The organism is Psychromonas sp. MME2 (assembly GCF_040566515.1).
Lineage (GTDB): Bacteria > Pseudomonadota > Gammaproteobacteria > Enterobacterales > Psychromonadaceae > Psychromonas.
This window is the reverse complement of the sequence record NZ_JBEWXI010000002.1, coordinates 85,483-110,115: the sequence shown is the minus strand read 5'-3', so window position 1 is coordinate 110,115 and position 24,633 is coordinate 85,483. Positions and strand designations below refer to the sequence as shown.

The following is a 24,633-nucleotide window of genomic DNA, read 5'->3' as shown; positions in this document are numbered from 1 at the left end:
CGCCATGCCACGTTCTCTCAAGAAGGGTCCATTCATTGACCTACACTTGCTGAAGAAGGTAGAGAAAGCGATGGAAAACGGTGAGAAAAAGCCAATTAAGACTTGGTCTCGTCGTTCAATGATCATTCCAGATATGATTGGTCTGACCATCGCTGTCCATAACGGGCGTCAACACGTGCCAGTATTTGTAACTGATGAAATGGTCGGTCACAAACTGGGTGAATTTGCACCAACTCGTACTTACCGTGGCCATGTCGCGGATAAGAAAGCGAAGAAATAGAGGTATTTATGGAAGCTTTAGCTAAACATTTATTTGCTCGTTCTTCAGCTCAGAAAGCGCGTTTGGTAGCAGATCAAGTACGTGGTCTATCAGTAGAAAAAGCACTAGAACTTTTATCATACAGCCCTAAGAAAGCTGCAGTATTGATTAAAAAAGTTGTAGATTCTGCAACCGCAAACGCTGAGCATAATGAAGGCGCAGACATTGATGAGCTATACATCACAAAAATTTGTGTTGATGAAGGCCCAACAATGAAACGCATCATGCCTCGTGCGAAAGGCCGTGCCGATCGTATAATGAAGCGTTCTTGCCACATCACAGTAGTGGTATCAGACAGGGGTTAAACAATGGGACAGAAAGTTCATCCTAACGGTATTCGCCTAGGTATCACTAAGCCATTTAGCTCTACCTGGTATGCCGGCACAAAAGATTTTGCAGATAACTTATATAGTGATTTTCAAATTCGTAAATTCTTAACTGAAAAGCTAAAAAATGCTTCTTTGTCTAAGATTACAATTGAGCGCCCAGCGAAAAGTGTTCGTGTGACTATTCACACTGCACGTCCAGGTGTTGTAATTGGTAAGAAAGGCGAAGATGTTGAAAAACTACGCTCAGCAATTGCTAAAATGGCAGGTGTTCCAGCGCAGATCAATATTTCAGAAGTTCGTAAACCTGAACTTGATGCAAAACTAGTAGCAGACTCAGTCTCTTCTCAGTTAGAGCGTCGTGTAATGTTCCGTCGTGCTATGAAGCGTGCGGTACAAAATGCTATGCGTCTTGGCGCAAAAGGCATTAAAGTTCAAGTAAGTGGTCGTTTAGGTGGTGCAGAAATCGCACGTGCTGAGTGGTATCGTGAAGGTCGTGTACCTCTACATACTCTTCGCGCAGATATCGATTACTCTACTTCAGAAGCGTTGACTGTTTACGGTATCATCGGTGTTAAGGTTTGGATCTTTAAAGGTGAAGTTCTAGGTGGTTTATTGCCACAAGAAACAGAACAACAGCCATCTAAACCAAAGCGCAAAAGCCGCGGTAAGTAGGAGATACGCTAATGATGCAACCAAAACGTATGAAGTTCCGTAAAATGCACAAAGGCCGTAACCGCGGTCTTTCGAAAGGTGCGGAAGTAAGCTTTGGCGAATTTGGATTAAAAGCTGTCGGTCGTGGTCGAATTACTGCTCGTCAAATCGAAGCAGCACGTCGTGCAATGACTCGTCATGTTAAACGTCAAGGTAAAATCTGGATCCGCGTGTTTCCTGATAAACCGATTACTGGCAAACCGTTAGAAGTTCGTCAAGGTAAAGGTAAAGGTAACGTGGAATATTGGGTTGCTCAAACTCAACCAGGTAAAGTTCTTTATGAAATGGAAGGTGTTCCAGAATCATTGGCTCGTGAAGCATTTGCTCTAGCAGCTGCTAAACTGCCTGTGGCAACAACTTTCGTAACTCGTAAGGTGATGTAATGAAAGCTAACGAACTAAAAGAAAAAAGTGTTGAAGAGCTTAATGCTGAACTTCTTAACTTATTACGTACTCAATTTGAATTACGTATGCAGTTAAACACTGGTCAGTTAGAAAAGCCGCACTCAATCAAAGAAGTGCGTCGTAACATCGCCCGTGTTAAGACAGTATTAAATCAGAAGGCAGGTGCGTAATGAGCGAATCTACAACTCGTACTCTTCAAGCGAAAGTAATCAGTGCAAAGATGGATAAATCTATCGTTGTTGCTATCGAACGTAAAGTGAAGCACCCGTTATACGGAAAATTCATTAAACGCACGACTAAGTTACATGCGCATGATGAAACAAATCAATGTGGTGAAGGTGACGTTGTTTTAATCAGCGAATGCCGTCCACTATCTAAGACTAAGTCTTGGACATTGGTAGAAATCGTAAGCAAAGCTTAATTTTAAGCCTCGTTTACACGTGTATAAACGGCGTCCTTTTCGGATGCCGTTTTTTTAGACTATCTTTCTTTGAAAGTTGGTGGTATGATGCCGCTCCCTGAATAAAGGGAACACAACTCCTTAGAGAGTATTTAATAGTAAAATAGCGGAGCACTGTAATGATCCAAATGCAAAGTGTGCTGGATGTCGCCGATAATTCAGGCGCCCGACGCGTAATGTGTATTAAGGTCCTTGGTGGCTCGCATCGCCGTTATGCAGCAATCGGTGACATCATCAAAGTATCTGTGAAGGAAGCAATTCCTCGCGGTAAAGTTAAAAAAGGTGATGTTCATTCAGCTGTGGTTGTGCGTACCAGAAAAGGTGTACGTCGTCCCGATGGTTCTGTAATTCGTTTTGACCGCAATGCTGCGGTTATGCTGAATGCAAATAACCAACCTATCGGTACACGTATCTTTGGCCCTGTAACTCGTGAACTTCGTAATGACAATTTTATGAAGATTGTTTCACTGGCGCCGGAAGTACTGTAAGGAACCGATATGGCAGCAAAAATTAAACGTGACGATGAAGTAATTGTTATTACCGGTAAAGATAAAGGTAAAACTGGAAAAATTTCTAAAGTTTTAACTAACGGTAAAGTAATTATTGAAGGTGTAAATACGGTCAAGAAACACCAAAAGCCAAACCCGCAAGCGGGTGTAACTGGTGGTATTATTGAACAAGAAGCACCGATACAAATATCAAATGTTGCGATCCTTAACCCTACAACGGGTAAAGCGGATCGTGTTGGATTTAGAGATGAAGACGGAAAGAAAGTACGTTTTTTCAAATCTAATAATGAACTTGTGAAGTAACTGGAGTTTACGATGGCGAAACTGCATGATTTCTATAAAGACAACGTGGTGTCTGATTTGCAAAAGCAATTCGGCTATACGTCTGTCATGCAAGTCCCTCGAATAGAGAAAATCACCCTTAATATGGGTGTTGGTGAAGCACTGGCTGATAAAAAAGTGCTTGAGAATGCTGCTGTTGATATGGCTGCTATCTCAGGTCAAAAGCCTGTTATCACTAAAGCGCGCCGCTCTGTGGCTGGCTTCAAAATTCGTGAAGGCTACCCGATTGGTTGTAAAGTCACTCTACGTGGTGTTCGTATGTGGGAATTTTTTGAGCGTTTGGTAACAATCGCTATTCCTCGTGTACGAGATTTCCGTGGCCTAAATGCTAAGTCATTTGATGGTCGTGGTAACTACAGTATGGGTGTACGTGAGCAAATCATTTTCCCTGAAATCGATTACGATAAAGTTGATAAAGTACGTGGTTTAGATATCACAATTACAACATCAGCTAAGACTGACGAAGAAGGGCGTGCATTGCTGACTGCCTTTAACTTCCCATTCCGTAAGTAAGGTGTAGGTTATGGCTAAACAATCAATGAAAGCGCGTGAAGTAAAACGTGCGAAGCTAGTTTGTAAATTCGCAGAAAAACGTGCGGCTTTAAAAGCTACTATTAGTAATGTAAACACATCTGACGAAGATCGTTGGAGTGCAGTGTTACAGCTTCAAACGCTACCTCGTGATTCAAGTCCAGTACGTAAACGTAATCGTTGTAACGTAACTGGTCGTCCACATGGTTATCTTCGTAAATTTGGCATGAGCCGTATTAAGGTTCGTGAGCATATGATGCGCGGAGAAATCCCTGGCTTGAAAAAAGCTAGCTGGTAATCAATTAAATCACGGAGTAAATAGTTATGAGCATGCAAGATCCTATTTCGGATATGCTTACGCGTATTCGTAACGGTCAAGCAGCAAACAAAGTATCTGTAAAGATGCCTTCTTCTAAACAAAAAGTTGCTATTGCAGCTGTGTTAAAAGCTGAAGGTTATATTACTGATTACGTTGTTGCTGGTGACACAAAGCCTGAATTAGAAGTTACGTTAAAATACTTCGAAGGCAAAAAAGTTATCGATACTTTAAAACGAGTTAGCCGTCCAGGTCTACGTATCTATAAAGGTGCGAACGATCTTCCTAAGGTTATGGCTGGTTTAGGTATCGCGATTGTTTCAACTTCTCAAGGTGTTATGACTGACCGTGCAGCGCGTAAAGCGTGTATCGGTGGTGAAATCATCTGTTACGTATCTTAAGGAGTAATCTATGTCTCGTATAGCTAAGGCACCGATTACTGTTCCTGCTGGCGTAGAAGTTAAAGTAAACGGTCAAGAGATCACTGTAAAAGGTGGTAAAGGCGAATTAGTTCGTACTCTTCATGATGCTGTGGTAGTTAAACTTGAAGATGGCGTTGTATCCTTTGGACCTGTTGAAGGTGTTCAAGGTGCATGGGCACAAGCAGGTACTGCACGTGCAAATGTTAATAACATGATTATCGGTGTATCAGAAGGCTTTAAGAAGACTCTTCTTCTTCAAGGTGTTGGTTACCGTACTCAAGTTAACGGCCAAGATATCAACCTAACATTAGGTTTTTCTCATCCTGTTGTTTATACATTACCAAAAGGTATTTCTGCAGCGGCTCCTAGCCAAACAGAACTAACTATTGAAGGTGTTGACAAACAACAAGTGGGTCAAATAGCTGCAGAGATTCGTGCATTCCGTCCACCAGAGCCTTATAAAGGTAAAGGTGTTCGTTACGCTAACGAAAATGTGCGTCGTAAAGAAGCGAAGAAAAAGTAAGGTAAGACTATGGATAAGAAAGCATCTCGTCTTCGTCGTGCTACTCGCACACGTAAGAAATTACAAGATCTTGGTGCCACTCGTCTTGTGATCAACCGTACACCTCGCCATACTTACGCGCAGGTAATTACAGCAGACGCACAAGTCGTAGCAAGCGCTTCTACATTAGAAAAAGAAGTGCGTGCACAAGTTAGCAACGGTGGTAATAAAGAAGCTGCTCAACTAATTGGTAAATTAGTAGCAGAACGCGCGATCGAAAAAGGAATTAGCAAAATTTCTTTCGACCGTAGCGGTTTCCAATACCACGGCCGCGTAGCAGCACTAGCTGAAGCAGCTCGTGAAGCTGGTCTTCAGTTCTAAGGGTAATGATGATGGCAAAAGTAGAATCTCAAACCGGTGATCTGAACGAAAAGCTAATCGCAGTAAACCGAGTTTCAAAAGTAGTTAAAGGTGGTCGCATCTTTAGCTTTACAGCACTAACAGTAGTTGGTGATGGTAGTGGTCGTGTTGGTTTTGGCTACGGTAAAGCACGTGAAGTTCCTGCAGCTATTCAAAAAGCTATGGAAAAAGCACGTCGCAATATCAGCGAAATCCAATTAAAAGGTAACACTCTGCAACATCCTATTAAGGGCCGTCATTCTGGTTCTAAGGTGTACATGCAACCAGCATCTGAAGGTACTGGTATCATCGCAGGTGGTGCAATGCGTGCCGTATTAGAAGTTGTTGGCGTACATAACGTACTAGCTAAAGCTTACGGCTCAACTAACCCAATTAACGTTGTTCGCGCTACGCTTGATGCACTAGAGAATATGAATTCTCCAGAGCAAATTGCAGCTAAGCGTGGTCTAAACGTTACTGATATTCTGGGGTAATTAAGCATGGCTACTAAAACGATTAAAATAACCCAAACCAAAAGTGCAATTGGCCGTTTACCAAAACACCGTGCAACGTTAACAGGTCTTGGCCTGCGTCGTATCGGTCATACTGTAGAGTTAGAAGATACTCCTGCAGTACGTGGTATGGTTAATAAAGTTTACTACATGGTTAAGGTTGAGGGGTAATTATGAAACTAAATACTCTATCTCCAGCAGCAGGTTCGAAGCCTGTTGCTAAACGTGTAGGCCGTGGTATCGGTTCTGGATTAGGCAAAACTGGTGGCCGTGGTCACAAAGGTCAAAAGTCTCGTTCAGGCGGTAAAGTACGTCCAGGTTTTGAAGGCGGTCAAATGCCTTTAAAACAACGTTTACCAAAATTTGGTTTTACTTCACGTAAATCTCTAGTTAGCGCAGAAGTTCGTTTGAACGAAATCGCTAAAGTAGAAGGTGATGTAGTAACTATTGATACGTTGAAACAGGCCGGACTACTTGTAAACACAGTTAAGTTTGCAAAAGTAGTTTTGTCTGGTGAAATCTCTCGCTCAGTAACAGTTGAAGGCCTTCGTGTAACGAAAGGTGCTCGTGCTGCTATTGAAGCTGCGGGCGGAACAATCAAGGAATAATAGATAATGGCTAAGAAACCAGGATTAGATCCTAAAGCGGTACAGGGCAGTAACTTAAGTGAACTTAAAACACGACTATTGTTTGTTTTAGGGGCTATTTTAGTGTTCCGTGCAGGCTCTTTTGTTCCCATTCCTGGTATTGACGCCGCTGTACTAGCTAATCTATTTGAGCAGCAGAAGGGTACCATCATTGAAATGTTTAACATGTTCTCTGGTGGTGCACTTTCGCGTGCATCTATCTTTGCGTTGGGTATTATGCCGTATATTTCGGCATCGATTATTATCCAATTGTTGACCGTTGTTCATCCTCCTTTAGCTGAGCTAAAAAAAGAGGGTGAGTCTGGTCGACGTAAGATAAATCAATACACGCGTTACGGTACTTTAGTTTTAGGTACATTCCAAGCAATTGGTATTGCGACTGGTTTGCCGAGTATGATGCCAGGTCTGGTTGAAAATCCAGGTCTTAGTTTTTATATTACGGCTGTTGTAAGTCTAGTAACAGGAACCATGTTCTTGATGTGGCTAGGTGAACAAATTACAGAACGCGGTATAGGTAATGGTATTTCTATCATTATCTTTGTGGGTATAGTTGCAGGTTTGCCTCAAGCAATTGGGCAAACAGCAGAGCAAGCGCGTCAAGGTGAACTTCATCTTTTAGCGCTATTAGCATTAATCGTTATCGTTTTTGCGACAACGGCATTTGTTGTTTTTGTTGAACGTGGTCAACGACGTATCGTTGTTAATTACGCTAAACGTCAACAAGGGCGTAAAGTTTTTGCGGCTCAAAGTACTCATCTGCCATTAAAATTAAATATGGCGGGTGTAATTCCTGCAATATTTGCCTGAGTGTTATCTTATTTCCTGGTACAATCGCGCAGTGGTTTGGTCAGTCTGAAGGTTTAAGCTGGTTATCGGATGTTTCATTGGCGCTACAGCCAGGACAACCGTTGCATATGATGTTATATGCAGCAGCAATCATCTTCTTTTGTTTCTTTTATACTGCACTTACGTTTAATCCACGTGAAACAGCAGATAATTTGAAAAAAAGCGGTGCCTTTATTCCAGGTATACGTCCCGGAGAACAAACGTCACGTTATATTGATAAAGTGATGACTCGCCTGACATTAGCAGGTGCGTTATATATTACCTTTATCTGTTTGATTCCCGAGTTTATGATGGTAGCAATGAATACGCAGTTCTACTTCGGTGGTACTTCGTTATTAATTATTGTTGTTGTTATCATGGACTTTATGGCACAGGTACAGACTCATTTGATGTCTAATCAATATGATTCTGTCTTGAAAAAAGCTAACTTGAAAGATTACGGCAAGTAACCGAATCTAAAAGTTATATTAACTACGGAGTGTTGCAATGAAAGTTCGTGCATCCGTTAAAGCAATCTGTCGTAACTGCAAAGTTATCAAGCGTCACGGTGTGGTGCGTGTTATCTGTGTAGAGCCAAAGCATAAACAACGCCAAGGCTAAAAGATTGATTTTGGATATCAATGGCTTAGATAACTTTGTTATCTAAGCTTTGTTTTGTTTGATAAATTCTCATTTGTAGAGTATCCTACCGGGCTTTTCGCAAATGAATCGTTAACTTATAAGGAGTGCATAGTGGCCCGTATCGCTGGCATTAACGTTCCTGATCACAAGCATGCAGTTATCGCATTAACTGCTATCTTTGGTATTGGTAAAACTACGTCGCGCACAATTTGTGCAGCGGCTGGTATTGCTGAATCAACAAAGCTTAAAGATCTGGATGAAACACAAATCGAAGCTCTTCGTACTGAAGTAGCAAATTTCACTGTTGAAGGTGATTTACGTCGTGAAGTATCTATGAGCATCAAGCGTCTAATGGACCTTGGTTGTTATCGTGGTCTTCGTCACCGTCGCAGCTTGCCTGTACGTGGACAGCGTTCTAAAACGAATGCTCGTACTCGTAAAGGTCCGCGTAAAGCAATTCGTAAATAAGGGTAAGAGATAATGGCTAAGACTCCAACTCGTGCTCGTAAGCGCGTTAAAAAGCAAGTTGCTGATGGTATGGCTCACATCCATGCTTCTTTCAACAACACAATCGTAACTATTACAGACCGTCAAGGTAATGCTCTTTCTTGGGCAACTGCAGGTGGTTCTGGTTTCCGTGGTTCTCGTAAATCTACTCCGTTCGCTGCACAGGTTGCTGCTGAGCGTGCTGCTGAAGCAGCAAAAGAGTACGGTCTTAAAAACGTTGAAGTTTTTGTAAATGGACCAGGACCAGGTCGTGAATCTTCGATTCGCGCTCTAAACGCGGCGGGTTTCCGTGTAACTAACATTACTGATGTTACACCAATCCCACACAATGGTTGTCGTCCACCGAAGAAACGTCGCGTTTAATTACGACGATCTTAGGTAACTGGAGAAAGAACAATGGCAAGATATTTAGGTCCTAAGCTTAAGCTTAGCCGTCGTGAAGGAACTGATTTATTCTTAAAATCAGGTGTCCGCGCGATTGAATCTAAGTGTAAAATTGATAATGCACCGGGTGTACACGGTGCACGTAAACCACGTCTATCTGATTACGGTTTACAACTACGTGAAAAGCAAAAAGTTCGTCGTATGTACGGTGTTCTTGAAAAGCAATTCCGTAATTACTACAAAGAAGCGGCTCGTTTACAGGGCAACACTGGTGAAAACCTTCTTCAACTTCTTGAAGGACGTTTAGACAATGTTGTATACCGCATGGGTTTTGGTGCTACTCGCGCTGAAGCACGTCAACTAGTTAGCCACAAAGCTATCTTAGTTAACGGTAAAGTTGTAAATATTCCTTCTTACAACGTTAAAGCAAGTGATGTAATTGCAATTCGTGAAAAAGCTAAAAAGCAAGCACGTATTGGCGCTGCACTTGAAATCGCTGGTCAACGTGAAGTGCCTTCATGGGTAGCTGTTGATACAACGAAGATGGAAGGCGTGTTTACTCGTCTACCTGAACGTTCAGATTTATCTGCTGAGATTAACGAACAGTTAATCATCGAGCTTTACTCTAAGTAAAGTTAACTGCTAAGAGAGGACACAAATGCAGGGTTCTGTAATTGATTTTCTAAAACCAAGATTAGTTGATATCGAGCAAGTCAGCGCAACTAGAGCAAAAGTGACCTTAGAGCCGTTAGAGCGCGGTTTTGGTCATACTTTAGGTAATGCACTTCGTCGTATCTTGTTATCATCTATGCCGGGAACGGCGGTAACAGAAGTCGAAATTGATGGTGTACAACATGAGTACAGCACAAAAGAAGGCGTGCAAGAAGATATCCTTGAGATTCTTCTTAACCTTAAAGGTCTAGCTGTGAAGCTTCAAGGTAAAAATGAAGTTCTAGTTAGTTTAACTAAATCTGGGGCGGGTCCTGTTACGGCAGGCGACATCATCCATGATGGTGATGTAGAGATAGTCAACCCAGAACATGTGATCTGTAATTTGACAGGCAATGCTGAAATAAGCATGCGTATCAAAATTGAAGCAGGTCGCGGTTATGTTCCCGCTTCAGCACGTATCCATACTGAAGAAGATGAGCGTCCTATTGGTCGTCTATTGGTTGACGCGACATTTAGCCCTGTTGAGCGTATTGCTTACAGTGTTGAATCTGCTCGTGTTGAACAACGTACCGATTTAGACAAACTTGTCATCGATATGGAAACAGATGGAACACTTGATCCAGAAGAAGCAATTCGTCGCGCAGCTACAATTTTAGCTGAGCAATTAGACGCGTTTGTTGATTTACGTGATGTAAGTGAGCCGGTTGAAAAAGAAGAAAAACCTGAGTTTGATCCAATTCTTTTGCGCCCAGTAGATGACTTAGAATTAACTGTTCGTTCTGCTAACTGTTTGAAAGCAGAAACGATTCACTATATCGGTGATCTGGTACAAAGAACAGAAGTTGAACTTCTCAAAACGCCTAACTTAGGCAAGAAGTCTCTTACTGAAATCAAAGATGTGCTTGCATCTCGTGGACTATCTCTAGGTATGCGCCTAGAAAATTGGCCACCTGCAAGTATTATTGAAGATTAATCAGTCGTCATCCGAATAACGAATAATAAGGATTAGGTTATGCGTCATCGTCATAGCGGACGTCAACTTAACCGAAACAGCAGCCACCGTCAGGCTATGTTTCGCAATATGGCAAGTTCTATTGTTAGTCATGAAATAATCAAGACTACTTTACCAAAAGCAAAAGAACTTCGTCGTGTAGTTGAGCCTTTAATTACATTGGCTAAAACGGATAGCGTTGCTAACCGTCGTTTAGCTTTTGCTCGCACCCGTGATAACGCGGTTGTAGCTAAATTGTTTAACGAATTGGGTCCACGTTACGAGTCTCGCCCTGGTGGTTACACTCGTATCATTAAATGTGGCTTCCGTGCTGGTGATAATGCTCCAATGGCATACATCGAATTGGTAGATCGCCCAGTTGTAGCAGAAGAAGAATAATTTCTTTTGATGTTATAAGAAAAAGCCGAACTTTTGTTCGGCTTTTTTGTATCTAATAAATATTGATACTAGCAATATTGCGCTAGTTTTAACGCTACCGTATCGTTAATGAGTTTTGCTAGTTGTTCAAAACAGATATTACGGACACTATTTTTACGCGACAGTAAGGCAATATTTCTAAAGGGCTGTGGATTGTTAAACGGGATATATTTAATACCATCTTGATGTCGATTGGTTGGTATCGCTAGCTGTGGAATGAGTGTTAATCCATTGTCAGCACTCACCATGTGACGCAGTGTTTCTAAGCTTGTTGCTTGGAAACTATTATCTTCAATAGCGCCAGCAGTAAAACAAAATCCAAGGGATTGATCCCTCAAACAATGGCCATCTTCTAGCATTAGGGACGTGTTCACCGCGTAGTTTTTGTAGGTCAATGCTATTTTGATTCGCCCACGCATGTCTTTCAGATAGCGCTAATTCTAATGGTTCATCATAAAGAGGGTATTGCTGAAAAGATTGCATATCAGGGAGTAGGGCTAAGATTAAACAATCTAATTCTCCCTCTTCTAACTCCTTAAGTAACATGTGCGTTTGTTTTTCATAGAGGTAAAGCTCTAAATCAGGGAAACTCTGTTTCATTACAGGAATAATAAGAGGTAATAGATAGGGTGCAACGGTCGGTATTAGACCTATTCGTAGTGTGCCTTGCATTGGATGATTATGACTTTTGGCTATCTCCTTTAAGGATTTTGCACTGATAATGATATTTTTAGCTTGTGCAACAATATCCAGTCCAGCTTGCGTGAAAATAACCTTACGTGATGAACGTTCCATCAGCTGTACATTTAACTCATCCTCTAGTTTTCTAATTTGACCACTTAGTGTTGGTTGGCTAACAAAGCATTTTTCTGCAGCTTTGCGAAAATGTTTTAATTCCTCTAGCGCAATTAAGTATTCTAAATCTCTAAAATTCATGATCAAAACCTTATTTGTTAATCTTCGTAATATCCTATATATTGTTGAACTGTATCAGATAATCAGCAATAAAGTACCGCAGTAAAAAATTATTGCTTTATAATTACCAAAATTGGAAATTTACACTCATAAAAGGAATTAATTATGCAATGGCATAAACTGTTTGCAGTTGTATTCACGGCGTTTTTTTTGACAGCCTGTGGGGGAAGCCTTGAAGGCGAAAGTACGCCAACCGATCCGACTGACCCTACCGATCCAACTGATCCTGTACCCACTGAACCCGTTGAAGAGGTCGCTGGCGTACCTTCCTATTTTACCTATACTAGCTCATCTCAATCTTTTATTGCTATCCAGGGTACTGGTGGTGCAGGGCGTGCTGAAGCGTCAATTGTAACCTTCCAGTTGCTTGATAAGAATGGTGCCCCCGTAGACTCTGAAGATGTTACATTCACTGCCGATTTGCCTTCAGGTGGTTCCATTAATCCATTGAGTGGTACAACCGATAGCGATGGTTACGTTAGGACGACTGTTAGCTCAGGAAAAGTGAGTGGCTTATCTAAGGTAAAAGTGACGCTCGATTCTAATACTTCGATCTCTGTTCAATCCGATGCTATTTCAATTTCAACAGGGTTACCAGATCAGAATAGTTTTACGCTTGGTTTATCTGATTTCGCTCCCTCAGCTTGGAATCATAATGGAGAGACTGTTGATGTTACTGTTATTCTCTCTGACCATTTCAATAATACGGTGCCTGATGGAACCGTTGTATATTTCCATACAGAAGGCGGTAAAATTCAAAATACTACTTCGCCAGTTGGTTACTGTGAAACATTACAAGGTACCTGTTCAATGCAATGGATTTCTTCTAATCCACGTCCTGCAGATGGTCGCATTACTATCACAGCTTGGGCATTAGGTGAAGAAAGTTTTGTTGATAAGGACAATGATGGTTGGTTCTCTAATGGCGACATATTTACTGTTGTTGATACCCCTATTTTCAATAACCAAACTGACTTACCTGAAGTCTTTTTTGATTATAATAATAATGGCGTTTATGATGCAGCTTCAGATGAAGAGTTTATTGCCCTAGAAACAGATACAATCGTTGATGATCAGATATATACGGAAGCAGATGGCTTATTTACTGGTGCGCTATGTTCTGATGCGGAACAAACAGCAGGAAACTGTAATCAATCACTAGTACATGTGCGTATGAATGCCACTTTAGCTATGGCTTCGGATTCAGTTAGATGTAATATTTATGCTAACGATGTCGATTTAACAAATGGTAATATTGATTTAACTGCTGTGCAAAGTATCCCACTACAGTTTATCGTACAAGATGAAAATGGGAATACACCACCGACAGATACGACTATCTCTATTGAAACAGCTAACGGCAAAATAGAGGGCACAACTTCATTTACTAAGTCGAGCAATAGCATCGAGCCTTGGGTAAAAACATTAATTTTAGCCAATGAAGATGAAGCGAATGGTCAGACTAATGGCTTGCTGACCGTCAAAATAGTCACACCAAAGAATGGTGAAGAGTTTGTTTGCCAAGCAAATGTTATTGATGCAGGCTAAACAGTTAGCACCTTAGTCATCAAGGAGCTTCGGCTCCTTTTTTATTACATTTAAAACAACACGATAAGGGTGACCTTTCTTTTGGCACATTAATTGCTTTATTGCCTTGTATAACAATAATTTGGCAGGGAGGTAAATAATGGTACAGTTTATTCAACGTATAAAAGATCAAAAAGGCATTACGCTGACAATGGCCTGGTTGTGTTTGGTTTGTGCGACGCTGATTATTGCGCCTGCATCGATATTAAAGATATCCGGTACTGACCAGTGGTCAAACTTCTTTACCCCGTATGCGTGGATTTTGGCGCTTTTAGCCGGATCTTATTTATTAACGCGTTTAGTCCTCTTCATATTTACTCATTTTTGTACGGTGTTGGCGGAACGAAAACTGGTTTTCACCCGTAATAAGATGATTCAGAATTTGGATTTTGAAGAGAAAGCACTGTTACGTGAATTTGTCATTCAACAAAAAAATGTTTTATCTTTACCAATGAATGAGCCCGCAGTGAGTAACCTTCTGCATTCTGGTGTGTTGGTGCCTGCATTTCCTGCGCAGGAGGTAAAGGGCAGTGGGCGTGTAATAAAGCTCTCTATCTCTATCGATGCACGACCATTATTAACTTACAAAGTGCTTTGTTTGCCAACGGGGAAGTTAACCGAAGAGGAAGCGGCAATATTAAAAGCGGCACGCCCGGATTATGCTCGTAAAAATTATATTCCACTGCGTGATTAGATCATTTAAAGATTAACCATTCATTCCGGCAAGCTACTTGCCGGAATATTGACACTTCACTTTTTGTCTAGGCAATAGCACGATAACCAGTTTTGCGCTGTTATACGAGAAAAGTGAATATCAATTACCTATATTGTTCTCTTATCGACTCTCTACTGCTTTTAAATAGATAACCATCCTTTGTTTTCAGTCTCTTTTTGTCGTGCATTATTAATGTATAATGCACATTTTACTCTTTACCTGATTTTGAGAATGATTATGTCACCAGAACGTTTTGCTCGTATTACCCAAATGCTCAACCGTCGCCAACCTGAACTGACGATATGTTTAGAACAAGTGCATAAACCTCATAATTTATCTGCTATCGTGCGTACAGCGGATGCGGTTGGCGTTAGTGATGTTCATGCAACGTGGGAAAATAGATCCATGCGTCTTTCTGGTAAAAGTGCCACGGGTAGTCAAAATTGGGTTAATGTACATTCCCATGATTCAATTGAAGAAGCCATCGCGACTTTACGTGCTCAAGGCATGCAGATTATTGCAACTAATTTATCTGATACTGCGATTGATTTTCGTGAAGTGGATTATAGCAAACCCACGGCCATCCTGATGGGGCAAGAAAAGCATGGTATTAGTGCGGAAGCGCTAGCGTTGGCTGATCAAGATGTCATTATACCGATGGTTGGGATGTGTCAGTCTCTTAATGTATCCGTTGCCTCCGCACTGATTTTATATGAAGCACAGCGTCAACGTGAAATTGCTGGCATGTATAACGGTGGATGTAGACTGCCGAATGAGGAAGTTGACCGTATCTTGTTTGAAGGGGGGCATCCTATTTTCACTAATTTATGTAAAGAGAAAAATTTACCTTACCCACCATTAGATGAAAATGGGCAAATTGATGCCGATGATGCGTGGTGGTCAGCGATTCGTTCAACTAAGCCCCTTGCTAAGTAAACTGCAATGAGTAGATAGGAAAATGTTGTTTGAGTGTTTCTATCTACTACTCTTTTATAAATGGATTAACCGTCTCTAAGGAGCATTCATTGGATTTATTTAAGCAGAGACTATTAGCTGAAGGGGTGCGTTCAATTGAGGGTGAGTTGCCTGTTTTAACCACTACAGTCAGTACTAGTAAAGATAAAACCTTTGAATTATTGCTATTAGAGCGAGCTCAAAAACTAGATAGTACGTTACATATCTCGGCTCATTTTGTTCATTTTCAGCGATTAACAATGAATTTATTCAGAGTATTATCACTGATTGTATTGATCATTGGAGGGCTTAGTGTAAAGCAGTTTTTCTTTACTGTTGCCGACTCTCAAATCAATTTTTTCTGGGTTTTTACTCTTTTTTTATTCCTAATATGATTAGTTTACTGCTTTGGTTGCTCTTTTTTTTTCAATCTAAGGAGTTAACTCAAGGCTGGCTGCTCCGTAGTTGTATGTATATATGTAGGAAAATTGAACAGCGTTTTAATCGGAATGCATCACAGGATGTGCATTTTTGGACGCTCTTTAAATGTTATTTTGCCGTCTTTTTTACTGATAAATTAGGTCGCTACCAACTCTCCGCTTTAACCCATCGATTATGGTTTAGCTATTTTCTCGGTGCAACGCTCATGTTGGTTGCTATGCTTGCGACACATCAAGTTGATTTTATCTGGCAAAGCAGCATATTGTCGGTAGCTAATCTACAGTGGTTAACAGAACTGCTCGCCTATCTTCCTGGGCAATTGGGGGTGTTAGTACCCAATATCGCACAGATTCAAGAAAGCCATTTAGGTGCGTTAAATGTATTGGCCGATGAACAGGCGAGCCGTTTAGCGTGGTCAACTTTATTAATTAGTAGTTTTATTATTTACGGCATGCTACCTCGCCTCTTTCTGTGGGGGTTAATGTCCTTGTTATCCAAGGTGAATAAAAATAACTTCACATTAGACTTTAGCCTTGCCTACTATGTAAAGTTAAGGCAAGTATTAAAGCCCAATGTGACATCTTTAGGTATTAGCGACCCTGATAGGCATCTCAATCGTTCATATACTCCCGTTGATGCGCACATCTCTACGGCCGCTTTACCTGCGACTTTTTACCCCGTAGCATTGGAGTTATCTGAATCGCAATTGGCCATTTGTGAGCAACATGTTCGTGAATATTGCCCTGAACAATTACCCTGCCTGCAAAACGTTTGTGACTTTGATTCCCAGCAAGCTATGTTAGCCAATATTGCGACCCTCCAGCATATGCATCTTGTCGTTTATGTTAGTTTGTTACGTTTACCCGATCGAGGCCTATTGCGTCTATTATCTACCTTAAAACGGTCAATGGAAGGATCGTTATATTTGCTGCTAATCGATGAAAATAAGCAGCCTCAGGAGAATAAAGAAAAACGTCGAAGTGATTGGTATAGTGCAGCTGCACAAGCTAATCTTTGTTTGGATAATGTTATCCAGTTCACTTGTAATAATGAGGGTGCATGATGGCTATAGGTCAACTGTCAGTGGCCGTTGTTGGCCATGCTAACGCGGGAAAAACCTCGTTAATACGGACTCTATTACGTGATAGCGAATTTGGTGAGGTTGCCGACCAAGCGGGAACGACCCGCCATGTTGAAGGTAGCGCGGTGAATATTGGCGAGGAGAATCGCCTCGCGTTATTCGATACACCGGGATTAGAAGATTCTATCCGTCTTTTTCATATTTTGAGTCAGTTTTTCCCTGAACACTCCGTTGATGGGGTTGAACGATTGCGTTATTTCCTTGACCATTTGCCGAGTTACCCCGAACTAGATCAAGAGGCAAAGGTGTTACGTGCACTCTTAGATATCGACCTTATTTTTTACGTCATCGACCTGCGAGAGCCTATTCTAGGGAAATATCGAGATGAATTGCAAATTTTAAGTTATGCAGCCAAACCGGTGATTCCTGTGCTTAATTTCACGCGGCAAGGTGGTGAACATTTGGCGTTGTGGAAGCAACAACTTGCGCGTTTAAATTTTCATGCCTATGTGAGCTTTGATAATGTTCATTTTGATTTTTCAGATGAAATGAAAATTTATCAAAAAATGCAAACACTTTTACCGGATCAAGAGGGGCTATTAAATCAATTAATATTACAGCGCCAACAGCAATGGGCAGACACTTTTGAGTTGGCGACACAAATTGTTGCTAAATTATTTGTTGAGTGTGCCGCCCTGCGTTATCAGGTCGATAATAGCGAGCAAGCATTACAGAAATGCAGTGAAGAACTGCAGCGAAGGATACGCAAAGCAGAGAATAAGTGTGTTGCTGAGTTATTAACCCTGTACCAGTTTCGTCAAGAAGATGTGAAGGAGAGTCAGCTCCCCGTTGCACAGGATGGTTGGCACTTGGATCTTTTTTCCGCTGATAATTTACAGGAGCTTGGCATTAATATCACTGGCAATATTGCTAAAGGGGTTGGTGCAGGTGTCGCGATTGATTTAATGACTGCTGGCATGTCGCTTGGTGCGGCCGCGATAACCGGAGGGGTTGCTGGCGCACTATGGAGTGTGAAGCAACGTTACTATGATGAAATATATGCGAAAGTCACTGGCTCTCGTTATATTTGTCTTGATGATGTCACATTACAGGTTTTGTGGTTGCGACAAAATAAATTGCTACAGATTTTGCAACAAAGGGGGCATGCTAGCTTTGATAAAATAGATTTAGAGATAGGCAAAGAAAAGCTTGAGTTACCTCAACATTGGCATAAATGGTTGCGACGAGCGCGGAGTCATCCTGATTGGTCATCACTAAATGGTCGTGTCGTAGACAATAAAGAGAGTAAACGAATACAGTTTATCGACACGTTAGCAGCAGCGATGCATCATTAGTCTAGCAGTGCACTTAAGGAGATAAATGAAATTAGATAAAATTCCATTAACGGCGCTGCAAGGTGTTGGGGTCAAAGTTGCGGAGAAACTTGCCAAGCTTTCACTTTATCATGTTGCCGATCTTCTTTTCCATTTGCCCTTACATTATCAAGATCGAACCCGTGTTTATGCCATGGCCGATTTGCAAGATGGTATGCAAGTAACTGTGCTTGGGACGGTGTTAAGTTGTAACGTACAGAATGGAAAGCGGTCGATTTTAAAATGTAAAATTGCGGATCAGAGTGGCTCGGTGACGTTGAATTTTTTTCACTTTAACGCCGCACAAAAGAACAGCTTTAAGGTCGGTAGTAAAGTCCGTTGCTTTGGTGAGTTTCGTTTCGGTTATCAAGGGATCGAGGTTACTCATCCTGATTACAGCTTTGTTAAAAGTTTGAAAAACACATTAGTTGAAGAGAATCTAACCCCTGTTTACCCAACAACGGAGGGGCTCAAGCAAAATAGCCTGCGTAATTTATCTGCACAGGCCTTAGCTTTTTTAGAGCAAAATGATATAGATGAATTATTGCCTACGCACCTTTTAATGCACCCCATTAGTTTACGTGATGCGCTTTTTTATATTCACCGCCCACCTCCCGATGCCAGCATTGAAGAGCTAGAGACAAAAACACATCCCGCACAGCAGCGTTTAATTATCGAAGAGTTATTGGCGCAGCAGTTAAGTATGTTAACCATGCGCGTTGATATGCAGCGTCATCGTGCCGTAAGCATTGCAAGCGAAGGTGACTTACCACGGCGATTACTCGATAGTTTACCCTTCGCTTTAACTGATGCACAACGCCGAGTAAGTCAAGAGATTGCAACTGACTTGCAGCAGGGGGTGCCAATGATGCGTTTGGTTCAGGGCGATGTGGGGTCGGGGAAAACATTAGTCGCAGCTAGTGCCGCACTGGCGGTTATCGAAGCGGGTTATCAAGTCGCTTTAATGGCGCCAACTGAATTACTTGCGGAGCAGCATTTTATTAATTTCCAGAAATGGTTTGCCCCATTGGATGTTTCTGTCGGTATGCTCTGTGGTAAAATGAAGGTAAAAGAGAGACGTAATCAATTAGAAAATATTACCCTAGGATTAGCTAAAATGGTGATAGGAACTCATGCGTTGTTCCAAGATGGCGTTGAGTTTAATAATTTGGCTTTGATTATTGTCGATGAGCAACACCGCTTTGGGGTAGATCAACGGTTAGCGTTACGTGAGAAAGGGCGTAGCGATGACTTATCACCACATCAGTTAACCATGACCGCCACCCCCATTCCAAAACCTTAGCTATGACCGCCTATGCTGATTTAACGGTTTCCGTGATTGATGAGTTACCACCCGGTCGTACCGCTATTCAAACGGTTGTTTTGCCTGATACTCGCCGTGACGATATCATTCAACGAGTTTACCAATCCTGTAAAAAATCAGAACGGCAAGCTTACTGGGTCTGCACCTTAATTGAAGAGTCGGAGGCATTGCAATGTCAGGCGGCGGAAGATACGGCTAATAGCCTGCAATTGGCATTACCCGACTTGCGTATCGGTTTGGTGCACGGTCGCATGAAAGCAGCGGAAAAGCAGTATGTGATGGATTTTTTTAAGGCGGGAGAGTTAATATTTTGGTTGCGACGACAGTCATTGAAGTTGGTGTGGATGTCCCTAATGCGAGTTTGATGATTATTGAGAATCCGGAGCGTTTAGGGTTAGCCCAATTGCACCAATTACGCGGTCGGGTTGGACGTGGGGACACGGCCAGTCATTGTGTATTGTTGTACAAAAATCCGCTCTCTAAAACCTCACAAAAGCGTTTACAGATTCTGCGAGAAAGTAACGATGGCTTTTATATTGCAGAGCAAGATTTACTGATCCGCGGCCCCGGTGAAGTGTTAGGTACAAAACAAACGGGTGTTGCTGCTTTTAAAATTGCTGATTTAATCAGGGATCAGCATCTAATTGCACAGTCTCAGCGGCTAGCTGAACAAATCATCACCGCTTATCCCGCGCTGATACCTGCATTAACGCAGCGTTGGCTTGCAGATAAAGATCAATATGTTCACGCTTAAGGCACTATTGATAAAGCGCTTATGCATGCTTATGTTGCTTTTATTAAGCGCTGCGATGGTGATCTTTATTGCCTTATTTGATATTAATGATTATTCCGCATGGCTAACCACGCAGATTGAAAAGCGGACGGGATATCAAGTTAGCGTTGAAGAAATCACAATGGCTGATTGGCTTAACCCGCAGCTAACGCTTTCTGCAGTTGCCATTGGTTATCAGGATCAACCGCTATTAACATTTGATCGATTAGAGATAAAAAGCCGTCAATTGGATCTTCGACATCGCCATTTAGAGATTGCCTCAGTGGAACTACAGGGCTTGCATGTTTGGTGGGATGAACGCAACTTAAGCGAGCTTAATCACGCCCCACAACAGCCAATAAAGCAAACGCCTCGGCGCGAGTCATTGTTACCTTGGAATAGTTTGACCATCGATAAAGTAGCAATAGTGGATGCTAATGTACAGATACATTACCAAGATACCAATCTACAATTACAGCAACTAGATTTAAGTAGTGAGCATTTAACGCTTATTAGTAACAATCAATTTATTTATTCAGGGATGCAAGGAAATTGGCAAGCCGCACTAAAAGAGGCTAACTGGCAGTTACAAAACGACCGCTTTGTGCGACTTAACGATTTTACTTTGCACACTAATTTCGATTTGATAGCGCTACAGGCGCAGTTAATGTTAGCTGTTCGTCAAATTAGTGTTATTACCCCTGAATTTTCCGATGTTGTTGATGATGCGCAGTTAAGCTTACAGTTAGAGAATAGTAAGCTCATTTTACAGCGCTTATTCGCACGCATCTTTACCGGTGAATTACAATTACAGGGCGAGGCAACCTTTGCTTTTAATCCGTTATCTAATGCGCTTATTGCCGTGCAAAATGTTACTTTATCATCGTTAGAGATGAAAGATATGCAGATACATATTCCACAGCGCCTAACGCCATCAAAAAGCATCACGAGCAGTGAGGAGAAAACGGTGCTACCCATCTCTAGCTTCTTCATCAAGTACGCTCATTTAGATAATATAGATATCAGTAGCGCCGATGCAGCGTTACCTTTACAACTTAAAAAAGGCAGAGTGCAGATTGATGATCTGCAGTTTGTGGAAAATAATCAGCTGATAAAATTCTGGCATGAAAGTGAGCAACAGGGTAATGTCAGTGTAAAATTTGCTTATTTACAATGGGAGGATACGATAATCGAAGCATTTCAAATGATATTCCCGCATAAAAGCGGGAATAAAATAGAGTGACTTACTTATGACATATCAAACTCTTTGAGTTTGCGTGTTAATGTATTTCTTCCCCAGCCTAATAGTTTGGCTGCTTCTTGTTTTTTACCTTGCGTAAATGATAGGGCAGTTTTTAACATTATTTGTTCAAATTCAGGCATTGCCTTTGCTAGTACGTTATCTTCACCTTTTTTAAACTCTGATAATGTCCATTGCTGTAAATGTTGCTCCCAAAGGGGGGCATTATTTTCAGTATATTGTGCTTCTTGTGCCGTTAGTTCAGGTGGTAAATCGGAAATATGAACCTCTTGACCACTCGCCATCACGGTTAGCCAACGACAAATATTTTCTAGTTGACGAACATTGCCAGGCCAGGGTAGTTGGCTGAGATAAGCCTTAGTTTCATCGGTAAGTTGCTTGCTCTCCACTTTGAGTTCGGCTGCTATCTCTCGTAAAAAGTGCTGCGCTAACAGGCAGATGTCTTCGCGACGTTCTTTTAGTGCTGGAATTTGGATGCGAATAACATTGAGACGGTGAAATAGATCTTCGCGGAAATCACCACTTTTTACTTTACTCTCTAGATTTTGATGAGTCGCGGCAATGATCCGTACATCAACTTTAATCGCTTGGTGGCCGCCAACACGGTAGAACTGGCCATCAGCAAGTACACGTAATAAACGAGTTTGAACATCGAGTGGCATATCACCTATTTCATCTAAGAATAGGGTTCCTCCATTGGCCTGTTCAAATCGCCCTTGGCGATTATTAGCTGCTCCGGTAAAAGCGCCTTTTTCATGGCCAAAGAGCTCCGCTTCAATTAATTCGCGTGGGATCGCGGCCATATTAAGCGCGATGAAGGTATTATCTTTACGTGGGCTATGTTTGTGTAGGGCTTGAGCGACTAGTTCTTTACCTGTACCAGACTGACCGTTGATTAAGACACTCATACTTGAGCGTGATAAACGACCAATCACCCGAAAAACCTCTTGCATTGCCAGGCGCTTCTCCAATAATTTCTGGCATAGAAACGGCACTTTCTGGCGCTTTTTTCTTTTGTTTTAGCTCTAAACTATGGTTAATAGCACGTTGAATTAATGCCGTTGCTTCATGAATATCAAAGGGTTTGGGTAGGTATTCAAAGGCGCCACTTTGATAGGCATTAACAGCGCTATCTAGGTCACTATGAGCAGTCATGATTATAATTGGTATTAGTGGGAAGCGTTCGTGGATACGTTCCATTAATGATAGGCCATCAATACCCGGCATACGGACATCAGAAATAATTACGTCAGGCTGCTCTATCTGTAACTGTTTCCATAGACATTCTCCATCTGGAAAACTGGCATGATCAATTTTTTCAGCTTTTAATGTGCGCTCTAACACCCAGCGGATGGCGTGGTCATCATCAACAATCCAAGCTTTCACACTCATATTATTTCCTTATTTATGGCTAACTGTTTTTATTGTTATTATTTTAAATAGTCATTGGTAAATAGATTAAAAATTCAGTATGTCCGGGAATGCTATGGCATTCAATTCGACCATTATGTTGTTTAATTAACTCTTGAGCGATAGATAGCCCTAACCCCGTACCATCTTTACGGCCTGTTACCATGGGATAGAATAAGGTATCTTTCAAATTGTCGGGGATACCTACACCATTATCGATAATTCTTATCTCCGTCGTTAATCGGTGTTGTAATCCATTAATCGTGACTTGATGTGCAGTGCGTGTGCGTAGCGTTATTTTTCCTACATTTTCTGTTTTATAATCAAAGGCCTGCACGGCATTTTGGATAATATTTAAGAATGCTTGCTGTAATTGATCGGATTGCATTTCAAAATCGGGAATGCTTGGATCATAATCGACTTTTATGGTAATAAAATCGGGTAAGTTTAAGCAGACTAATTTACGCACTTTTTCAAGTACTGAGTGAATGTTATCCGTGGCGCGAAGTCCAATTTGTTGTGGACCTAACAAGCGATTAACTAACGAACTTAAGCGGTCTGCCTGCTCAATTATTATTTGTGTAAACTCTTTTAATTCAGGATTATGCAGCTCACCTTCAAGAAGCTGTGCAGCCCCTCGTAATCCCCCTAAAGGATTCTTTATTTCATGGGCTAGGCCGCGTACTAAATCTTGGGCTGCTTTTTGTTGATGCTCTTGATAATGTACTTGGCTAATTTTAAGTTGCTGCTCAATGCAGCGCATTTCAAGAATAACGTTATCTTGACCATCAAAATTTAAGTAGGTGGCACTGAGCGCTATCAATAGCGGGTGACCATCAACTAATAAAGCGACTTCATTTTCTGTGAACGAATTTCTATTTTTAAGTAGCCTTTTTATCTTAATCGGGTTGAAGTGAAATTGGCGCGCTAGCTGCTGTAAATTTTGCTGGTAAAGTCGCTGTTTGCTTTGTGATAGCAATAATTCGCTAGCCGGATTAACATAAATTAGCTTTAAATCGTTATTAATGACAATAAAGGCGGTGTTTGCTTCTTCAAGTAATGCTAATGCCAGCGGTGATGTTTGTATTTGCTTGTTTAGCATAGAAGTATCTCATTACTTTTAAAAATTACACGATAAAGAAGCAGATACTCGCCATATTATTTGGGGATTGCCACTGCTCTATTTATGTGTACGCGTTGTAAATGTACGGTAACAACTTGTGTTTTAGCTAACAATTTGTCATTTTCATCAATTAAGTGAACCTCTAATTGATGTGTGCCCCTATCAATATTTTGTGCGCTAATCGTTGGTGATATTTGCGGTTGGCCTAGTGCTACACCATCTAAATAAAGCTGTAATTTTTGACTGTTTTCTTTTTCAGGCGTCGTGGATACTTGAATATTAATAGTGCCTTCATTGCTACGTATTGCTTGATCATCTGTAGGTGACACAATCGTAGCTACATATTCAATAACAGCTTCGTCCGTTAGCATATCCTGTGTTGGGCTAGCGGGAGGAGCACTAAACTCTTCTACAAATACATTTTGCTCTTTAAGTTGAACCTCTTCAGTATTCGGATCCGCAGTATCTGAAAAGTGGCTATTACCCTCTTTATCAATCCAATGGTAAATTTTCATCTCACTAACAGCTTGCATAGGTGTGCATAGAATCGTCACTAAAGATAAACAAAATAATACATTTTTCATAATAATAACCCTTTGAATTTATTGCTTCAATTGTGGATCATGATATCAATTAAGGCAATAAAAACCCTTGTTTATAAATAGAAGCTTTTGCAAATTGTGAATCAATTGCCAATATTAATAATATGACTTATTTAGGGATATAGAGATATAAGTTATTATATTTTATGAAAT

The 24,633-nt window shown here is 41.2% G+C and carries 33 protein-coding genes and 3 pseudogenes; 31 read left to right on the top strand and 5 right to left on the bottom strand.

What is annotated here, in order from left to right:
* Positions 1 to 4: 4 nt before the first annotated feature.
* The 23 genes and pseudogenes from rpsS to rplQ all read left to right on the top strand — a co-directional run bounded on the left by rpsS (position 5) and on the right by rplQ (position 10,823).
* Positions 5 to 280 carry a 30S ribosomal protein S19 gene (gene rpsS / locus AB1A03_RS00810; RefSeq protein WP_354622698.1) on the top strand — a complete coding sequence of 92 codons (276 nt, stop codon included), beginning with the start codon at positions 5 to 7 and terminating at the stop codon, positions 278 to 280.
* 8 nt (positions 281 to 288) lie between these two features.
* Entirely contained in the window at positions 289 to 624 is a 336-nt protein-coding gene (gene rplV / locus AB1A03_RS00805; protein WP_354622697.1) for a 50S ribosomal protein L22, read from the top strand.
* A gap of 3 nt (positions 625 to 627) precedes the next feature.
* Complete coding sequence (rpsC, locus tag AB1A03_RS00800) at positions 628 to 1,320, top strand: 30S ribosomal protein S3 (protein ID WP_354622696.1); 693 nt, start codon at positions 628 to 630, stop codon at positions 1,318 to 1,320.
* Between the two features lie 11 nt (positions 1,321 to 1,331).
* Positions 1,332 to 1,742, top strand: coding sequence for a 50S ribosomal protein L16 (rplP, locus tag AB1A03_RS00795; protein ID WP_354622695.1), 411 nt, complete (start codon positions 1,332 to 1,334; stop codon positions 1,740 to 1,742).
* Positions 1,742 to 1,933, top strand: coding sequence for a 50S ribosomal protein L29 (gene rpmC, locus AB1A03_RS00790; RefSeq protein ID WP_354622694.1), 192 nt, complete (start codon positions 1,742 to 1,744; stop codon positions 1,931 to 1,933). Before rplP ends, rpmC begins: the two co-directional genes overlap by 1 nt.
* Positions 1,933 to 2,184, top strand: coding sequence for a 30S ribosomal protein S17 (gene rpsQ / locus AB1A03_RS00785; protein WP_354622693.1), 252 nt, complete (start codon positions 1,933 to 1,935; stop codon positions 2,182 to 2,184). Before rpmC ends, rpsQ begins: the two co-directional genes overlap by 1 nt.
* 158 nt (positions 2,185 to 2,342) lie before the next feature.
* Entirely contained in the window at positions 2,343 to 2,711 is a 369-nt protein-coding gene (rplN, locus tag AB1A03_RS00780) for a 50S ribosomal protein L14 (RefSeq protein ID WP_284203650.1), read from the top strand.
* A gap of 9 nt (positions 2,712 to 2,720) precedes the next feature.
* Complete coding sequence (gene rplX / locus AB1A03_RS00775; protein WP_354622692.1) at positions 2,721 to 3,035, top strand: 50S ribosomal protein L24; 315 nt, start codon at positions 2,721 to 2,723, stop codon at positions 3,033 to 3,035.
* A 12-nt stretch (positions 3,036 to 3,047) separates the two neighbouring features.
* Positions 3,048 to 3,587: a 50S ribosomal protein L5 gene (gene rplE / locus AB1A03_RS00770; protein ID WP_354622691.1), complete on the top strand. Its 540-nt coding sequence runs from the start codon at positions 3,048 to 3,050 to the stop codon at positions 3,585 to 3,587.
* Positions 3,588 to 3,597: 10 nt separating this feature from the next.
* Positions 3,598 to 3,903: a 30S ribosomal protein S14 gene (gene rpsN / locus AB1A03_RS00765; protein WP_354622690.1), complete on the top strand. Its 306-nt coding sequence runs from the start codon at positions 3,598 to 3,600 to the stop codon at positions 3,901 to 3,903.
* 26 nt (positions 3,904 to 3,929) lie between these two features.
* The gene (gene rpsH / locus AB1A03_RS00760) at positions 3,930 to 4,322 is read left to right on the top strand and encodes a 30S ribosomal protein S8 (RefSeq protein WP_354622689.1); all 393 of its coding nucleotides are present in this window, start codon (positions 3,930 to 3,932) and stop codon (positions 4,320 to 4,322) included.
* A gap of 10 nt (positions 4,323 to 4,332) precedes the next feature.
* A complete protein-coding gene (gene rplF, locus AB1A03_RS00755; protein WP_354622688.1) occupies positions 4,333 to 4,866 on the top strand; it encodes a 50S ribosomal protein L6 in 534 nt (177 codons plus the stop codon).
* A gap of 9 nt (positions 4,867 to 4,875) precedes the next feature.
* Positions 4,876 to 5,226: a 50S ribosomal protein L18 gene (gene rplR, locus AB1A03_RS00750; RefSeq protein WP_238741203.1), complete on the top strand. Its 351-nt coding sequence runs from the start codon at positions 4,876 to 4,878 to the stop codon at positions 5,224 to 5,226.
* Between the two features lie 11 nt (positions 5,227 to 5,237).
* Positions 5,238 to 5,738 (top strand): 30S ribosomal protein S5, encoded by a 501-nt coding sequence (gene rpsE, locus AB1A03_RS00745; RefSeq protein ID WP_354622687.1) that lies wholly within the window; start codon positions 5,238 to 5,240, stop codon positions 5,736 to 5,738.
* Between the two features lie 6 nt (positions 5,739 to 5,744).
* Positions 5,745 to 5,927: a 50S ribosomal protein L30 gene (gene rpmD, locus AB1A03_RS00740; protein WP_354622686.1), complete on the top strand. Its 183-nt coding sequence runs from the start codon at positions 5,745 to 5,747 to the stop codon at positions 5,925 to 5,927.
* 2 nt (positions 5,928 to 5,929) lie between these two features.
* On the top strand, positions 5,930 to 6,364 hold the full coding sequence (gene rplO, locus AB1A03_RS00735; RefSeq protein WP_354622685.1) for a 50S ribosomal protein L15: 435 nt from the start codon (positions 5,930 to 5,932) through the stop codon (positions 6,362 to 6,364).
* Between the two features lie 6 nt (positions 6,365 to 6,370).
* A pseudogene (gene secY / locus AB1A03_RS00730) lies at positions 6,371 to 7,698 on the top strand (preprotein translocase subunit SecY).
* A gap of 37 nt (positions 7,699 to 7,735) precedes the next feature.
* Positions 7,736 to 7,849, top strand: a complete 114-nt coding sequence (gene rpmJ / locus AB1A03_RS00725) for a 50S ribosomal protein L36 (RefSeq protein ID WP_354622684.1) — start codon at positions 7,736 to 7,738, stop codon at positions 7,847 to 7,849.
* A 132-nt stretch (positions 7,850 to 7,981) separates the two neighbouring features.
* Entirely contained in the window at positions 7,982 to 8,338 is a 357-nt protein-coding gene (rpsM, locus tag AB1A03_RS00720) for a 30S ribosomal protein S13 (protein ID WP_354622683.1), read from the top strand.
* A gap of 12 nt (positions 8,339 to 8,350) precedes the next feature.
* Positions 8,351 to 8,740, top strand: a complete 390-nt coding sequence (gene rpsK, locus AB1A03_RS00715) for a 30S ribosomal protein S11 (RefSeq protein ID WP_019613697.1) — start codon at positions 8,351 to 8,353, stop codon at positions 8,738 to 8,740.
* 33 nt (positions 8,741 to 8,773) lie between these two features.
* A complete protein-coding gene (gene rpsD, locus AB1A03_RS00710) occupies positions 8,774 to 9,394 on the top strand; it encodes a 30S ribosomal protein S4 (RefSeq protein WP_354622682.1) in 621 nt (206 codons plus the stop codon).
* A gap of 25 nt (positions 9,395 to 9,419) precedes the next feature.
* On the top strand, positions 9,420 to 10,406 hold the full coding sequence (locus AB1A03_RS00705) for a DNA-directed RNA polymerase subunit alpha (RefSeq protein WP_354622681.1): 987 nt from the start codon (positions 9,420 to 9,422) through the stop codon (positions 10,404 to 10,406).
* Between the two features lie 39 nt (positions 10,407 to 10,445).
* The gene (gene rplQ, locus AB1A03_RS00700) at positions 10,446 to 10,823 is read left to right on the top strand and encodes a 50S ribosomal protein L17 (RefSeq protein ID WP_354622680.1); all 378 of its coding nucleotides are present in this window, start codon (positions 10,446 to 10,448) and stop codon (positions 10,821 to 10,823) included.
* Between the two features lie 68 nt (positions 10,824 to 10,891).
* Here the strand turns inward: rplQ and AB1A03_RS00695 are convergent, their stop codons facing one another.
* Positions 10,892 to 11,200, bottom strand: a complete 309-nt coding sequence (locus AB1A03_RS00695) for a LysR substrate-binding domain-containing protein (protein WP_354622679.1) — start codon at positions 11,198 to 11,200, stop codon at positions 10,892 to 10,894.
* Entirely contained in the window at positions 11,154 to 11,798 is a 645-nt protein-coding gene (locus AB1A03_RS00690) for a LysR substrate-binding domain-containing protein (protein WP_354622678.1), read from the bottom strand. Before AB1A03_RS00690 ends, AB1A03_RS00695 begins: the two co-directional genes overlap by 47 nt.
* Before the next feature lie 144 nt (positions 11,799 to 11,942).
* Between AB1A03_RS00690 and AB1A03_RS00685 the strand changes: the two genes are divergently transcribed.
* The 8 genes and pseudogenes from AB1A03_RS00685 to AB1A03_RS00650 all read left to right on the top strand — a co-directional run bounded on the left by AB1A03_RS00685 (position 11,943) and on the right by AB1A03_RS00650 (position 21,327).
* On the top strand, positions 11,943 to 13,385 hold the full coding sequence (locus AB1A03_RS00685) for an Ig-like domain-containing protein (RefSeq protein WP_354622677.1): 1,443 nt from the start codon (positions 11,943 to 11,945) through the stop codon (positions 13,383 to 13,385).
* A 139-nt stretch (positions 13,386 to 13,524) separates the two neighbouring features.
* A complete protein-coding gene (locus tag AB1A03_RS00680; protein WP_354622676.1) occupies positions 13,525 to 14,118 on the top strand; it encodes a superinfection exclusion B family protein in 594 nt (197 codons plus the stop codon).
* A 258-nt stretch (positions 14,119 to 14,376) separates the two neighbouring features.
* Positions 14,377 to 15,075, top strand: a complete 699-nt coding sequence (gene trmH, locus AB1A03_RS00675) for a tRNA (guanosine(18)-2'-O)-methyltransferase TrmH (protein WP_354622675.1) — start codon at positions 14,377 to 14,379, stop codon at positions 15,073 to 15,075.
* A 29-nt stretch (positions 15,076 to 15,104) separates the two neighbouring features.
* A complete protein-coding gene (locus tag AB1A03_RS00670) occupies positions 15,105 to 15,488 on the top strand; it encodes a hypothetical protein (protein ID WP_354622674.1) in 384 nt (127 codons plus the stop codon).
* 74 nt (positions 15,489 to 15,562) lie between these two features.
* Positions 15,563 to 16,597: a DUF2868 domain-containing protein gene (locus AB1A03_RS00665; protein ID WP_354622673.1), complete on the top strand. Its 1,035-nt coding sequence runs from the start codon at positions 15,563 to 15,565 to the stop codon at positions 16,595 to 16,597.
* Positions 16,594 to 17,970, top strand: a complete 1,377-nt coding sequence (locus AB1A03_RS00660) for a DUF3482 domain-containing protein (RefSeq protein WP_354622672.1) — start codon at positions 16,594 to 16,596, stop codon at positions 17,968 to 17,970. The genes AB1A03_RS00665 and AB1A03_RS00660 overlap by 4 nt, the downstream gene beginning before the upstream one ends.
* Positions 17,971 to 17,995: 25 nt before the next feature.
* Positions 17,996 to 20,066, top strand: a pseudogene (gene recG / locus AB1A03_RS00655) (ATP-dependent DNA helicase RecG).
* A gap of 25 nt (positions 20,067 to 20,091) precedes the next feature.
* Entirely contained in the window at positions 20,092 to 21,327 is a 1,236-nt protein-coding gene (locus AB1A03_RS00650; protein ID WP_502945890.1) for an AsmA family protein, read from the top strand.
* A gap of 5 nt (positions 21,328 to 21,332) precedes the next feature.
* On the opposite strand, the pseudogene glnG reads toward AB1A03_RS00650, so the two are convergent.
* From glnG to AB1A03_RS00635, 3 genes and pseudogenes are all read right to left on the bottom strand, one after another.
* Positions 21,333 to 22,737: pseudogene (gene glnG, locus AB1A03_RS00645) on the bottom strand (nitrogen regulation protein NR(I)).
* Positions 22,738 to 22,780: 43 nt separating this feature from the next.
* Entirely contained in the window at positions 22,781 to 23,857 is a 1,077-nt protein-coding gene (glnL, locus tag AB1A03_RS00640; RefSeq protein WP_354622670.1) for a nitrogen regulation protein NR(II), read from the bottom strand.
* Between the two features lie 56 nt (positions 23,858 to 23,913).
* Positions 23,914 to 24,462, bottom strand: coding sequence for a DUF4124 domain-containing protein (locus AB1A03_RS00635; protein WP_354622669.1), 549 nt, complete (start codon positions 24,460 to 24,462; stop codon positions 23,914 to 23,916).
* Between the last annotated feature and the right edge of the window lie 171 nt (positions 24,463 to 24,633).

Bases quoted from the DNA above. Each gene is read 5' to 3' on its own strand.
- rpsS (WP_354622698.1), top strand. From the start codon at position 5: ATGCCACGTTCTCTCAAGAAGGGTCCATTCATTGACCTACACTTGCTG.
- rplV (WP_354622697.1), top strand. From the start codon at position 289: ATGGAAGCTTTAGCTAAACATTTATTTGCTCGTTCTTCAGCTCAGAAA.
- rpsC (WP_354622696.1), top strand. From the start codon at position 628: ATGGGACAGAAAGTTCATCCTAACGGTATTCGCCTAGGTATCACTAAG.
- rplP (WP_354622695.1), top strand. From the start codon at position 1,332: ATGATGCAACCAAAACGTATGAAGTTCCGTAAAATGCACAAAGGCCGT.
- rpmC (WP_354622694.1), top strand. From the start codon at position 1,742: ATGAAAGCTAACGAACTAAAAGAAAAAAGTGTTGAAGAGCTTAATGCT.
- rpsQ (WP_354622693.1), top strand. From the start codon at position 1,933: ATGAGCGAATCTACAACTCGTACTCTTCAAGCGAAAGTAATCAGTGCA.
- rplN (WP_284203650.1), top strand. From the start codon at position 2,343: ATGATCCAAATGCAAAGTGTGCTGGATGTCGCCGATAATTCAGGCGCC.
- rplX (WP_354622692.1), top strand. From the start codon at position 2,721: ATGGCAGCAAAAATTAAACGTGACGATGAAGTAATTGTTATTACCGGT.
- rplE (WP_354622691.1), top strand. From the start codon at position 3,048: ATGGCGAAACTGCATGATTTCTATAAAGACAACGTGGTGTCTGATTTG.
- rpsN (WP_354622690.1), top strand. From the start codon at position 3,598: ATGGCTAAACAATCAATGAAAGCGCGTGAAGTAAAACGTGCGAAGCTA.
- rpsH (WP_354622689.1), top strand. From the start codon at position 3,930: ATGAGCATGCAAGATCCTATTTCGGATATGCTTACGCGTATTCGTAAC.
- rplF (WP_354622688.1), top strand. From the start codon at position 4,333: ATGTCTCGTATAGCTAAGGCACCGATTACTGTTCCTGCTGGCGTAGAA.
- rplR (WP_238741203.1), top strand. From the start codon at position 4,876: ATGGATAAGAAAGCATCTCGTCTTCGTCGTGCTACTCGCACACGTAAG.
- rpsE (WP_354622687.1), top strand. From the start codon at position 5,238: ATGGCAAAAGTAGAATCTCAAACCGGTGATCTGAACGAAAAGCTAATC.
- rpmD (WP_354622686.1), top strand. From the start codon at position 5,745: ATGGCTACTAAAACGATTAAAATAACCCAAACCAAAAGTGCAATTGGC.
- rplO (WP_354622685.1), top strand. From the start codon at position 5,930: ATGAAACTAAATACTCTATCTCCAGCAGCAGGTTCGAAGCCTGTTGCT.
- rpmJ (WP_354622684.1), top strand. From the start codon at position 7,736: ATGAAAGTTCGTGCATCCGTTAAAGCAATCTGTCGTAACTGCAAAGTT.
- rpsK (WP_019613697.1), top strand. From the start codon at position 8,351: ATGGCTAAGACTCCAACTCGTGCTCGTAAGCGCGTTAAAAAGCAAGTT.
- rpsD (WP_354622682.1), top strand. From the start codon at position 8,774: ATGGCAAGATATTTAGGTCCTAAGCTTAAGCTTAGCCGTCGTGAAGGA.
- AB1A03_RS00705 (WP_354622681.1), top strand. From the start codon at position 9,420: ATGCAGGGTTCTGTAATTGATTTTCTAAAACCAAGATTAGTTGATATC.
- rplQ (WP_354622680.1), top strand. From the start codon at position 10,446: ATGCGTCATCGTCATAGCGGACGTCAACTTAACCGAAACAGCAGCCAC.
- AB1A03_RS00690 (WP_354622678.1), bottom strand. From the start codon at position 11,798: ATGAATTTTAGAGATTTAGAATACTTAATTGCGCTAGAGGAATTAAAA.
- AB1A03_RS00685 (WP_354622677.1), top strand. From the start codon at position 11,943: ATGCAATGGCATAAACTGTTTGCAGTTGTATTCACGGCGTTTTTTTTG.
- AB1A03_RS00680 (WP_354622676.1), top strand. From the start codon at position 13,525: ATGGTACAGTTTATTCAACGTATAAAAGATCAAAAAGGCATTACGCTG.
- trmH (WP_354622675.1), top strand. From the start codon at position 14,377: ATGTCACCAGAACGTTTTGCTCGTATTACCCAAATGCTCAACCGTCGC.
- AB1A03_RS00665 (WP_354622673.1), top strand. From the start codon at position 15,563: ATGTATATATGTAGGAAAATTGAACAGCGTTTTAATCGGAATGCATCA.
- AB1A03_RS00660 (WP_354622672.1), top strand. From the start codon at position 16,594: ATGATGGCTATAGGTCAACTGTCAGTGGCCGTTGTTGGCCATGCTAAC.
- AB1A03_RS00650 (WP_502945890.1), top strand. From the start codon at position 20,092: ATGCTTATGTTGCTTTTATTAAGCGCTGCGATGGTGATCTTTATTGCC.
- glnL (WP_354622670.1), bottom strand. From the start codon at position 23,857: ATGCTAAACAAGCAAATACAAACATCACCGCTGGCATTAGCATTACTT.
- AB1A03_RS00635 (WP_354622669.1), bottom strand. From the start codon at position 24,462: ATGAAAAATGTATTATTTTGTTTATCTTTAGTGACGATTCTATGCACA.